The 1,290-nt window shown below is 55.3% G+C and carries 1 protein-coding gene and 1 pseudogene; one reads left to right on the top strand and one right to left on the bottom strand.

Annotation, left to right across the window (positions count from 1 at the left end):
* Positions 1 to 108: 108 nt before the first annotated feature.
* Positions 109 to 507, bottom strand: coding sequence for a recombinase family protein (locus E5J99_RS20875; protein ID WP_167852282.1), 399 nt, complete (start codon positions 505 to 507; stop codon positions 109 to 111).
* A 350-nt stretch (positions 508 to 857) separates the two neighbouring features.
* On the opposite strand from E5J99_RS20875, the pseudogene E5J99_RS20870 reads away from it, so the two are divergent.
* Positions 858 to 1,181, top strand: a pseudogene (locus E5J99_RS20870) (IS3 family transposase); the annotation flags it as partial.
* Positions 1,182 to 1,290 lie beyond the last annotated feature (109 nt).

Below are 1,290 nucleotides of genomic sequence, written 5' to 3'. Positions count from 1 at the left end.
TGCCGCGCCCCGGGGTGCTGACACGCCGCAGCCACGCGCGTGCGTAAATCCAGTGAATAAGCTTGCATCCTGGGACTTACGACCAAACCTCGCCGTAAGATACACCGTTCACGAATCTGCTATAGCGGATAGTCCCCGCTTGGTAGAATCAGATATATCCTTGGCCCCTTTCTGGGCGACAGCCGCCAGGATGTTGATGGTAAACTCGTCGGCATTGGGAATATCGCAGGCTTTGAAGCGCACCCGCTCCTCCATCAGCTTCGAAGTGAAGTAGACGCTACGGGCCAGACGCGACATCTCGGCCACAAGCAGCGTTGCTCCGAGCGTGCGGGTTTCGACAATCGCCTGTGCCATTTCCGGCCGGTTGTTCTTACGCCCGCTCTCTACTTCGATGTACTCCGACACGATCCGGTCGCCGGGCTGCAGGAAGCGGTGGGCAATTAGGCGCTGGCCTTCCAGGCCCAGGCCGCTCTGGCCTTGCCGAAGAGTCGAGGCCCGCAGATACAAAATTATAGTCCATGCCGAATGGTCGAAGCTACTGAATACTGACTGAAACCACGAAGTTACATGCTAAGAACGACCGTTCTTAACTTGTAACCATTGACAAAGAAGCAGAGTTGAGCCTGCCAAGCTGGCGGAGTGGCGGCATTTGCGAATTGAATTGCTGGGAACAGCCCTGCGTTCCATACTCAGCCTCTTATCGGCGACATATTCAAAATCACCGATTCTATTGTCGGGTTGTAGGCAGAAAAGCGAATTCCTTATGACTACCAGAGAACGGGAGCTTGTACCAAGCTCTGATCAGGTTCCCGAATTCCTTAACGTGCGATATTCTCCGTTTCCTGAGAGGGCCCTTTCTACGCCAGCGTTTGCGCGAATTGGCGCAAGTGCGCGTGCGCTACGGCAGTCAACGCCTTTATGTCCTGCTACGCCGGGAAGGCTGGCCGGACAACCACAAGCGTGTCCATCGGCTGTACTGCTTGGAAGGCTTGAACTTGCGTAGCAAGCGGCCGCGCCGTAATCGCGCCGCGGCGCACCGATTAGCACGGCTCCAGCTGGGTCATTTGCACCAGAGCTGGAGCATGGATTTCGTGGCAGATAACCTCTTCGACGGCCGCAAAATCCGCGCCCTAACAATAGTCGATAATTTTAGTCGCCAGTGCCTAGTGCTTAGTCAGGGGAGTTTTTCGAACAAAAAAGCAGATTGGTCGTTGCTTTTGAATGGGAAGACCACTCACAGCATTCGTCCTGTCGTCGGCTGACCGCCTGACCATTGAAGCCTTAACGCGC

Origin of the sequence: Hymenobacter elongatus (assembly GCF_004745955.1) — a bacterium.
Lineage (GTDB): Bacteria > Bacteroidota > Bacteroidia > Cytophagales > Hymenobacteraceae > Hymenobacter > Hymenobacter elongatus.
This window is presented reverse-complemented; position numbering and strand designations above follow the sequence as displayed.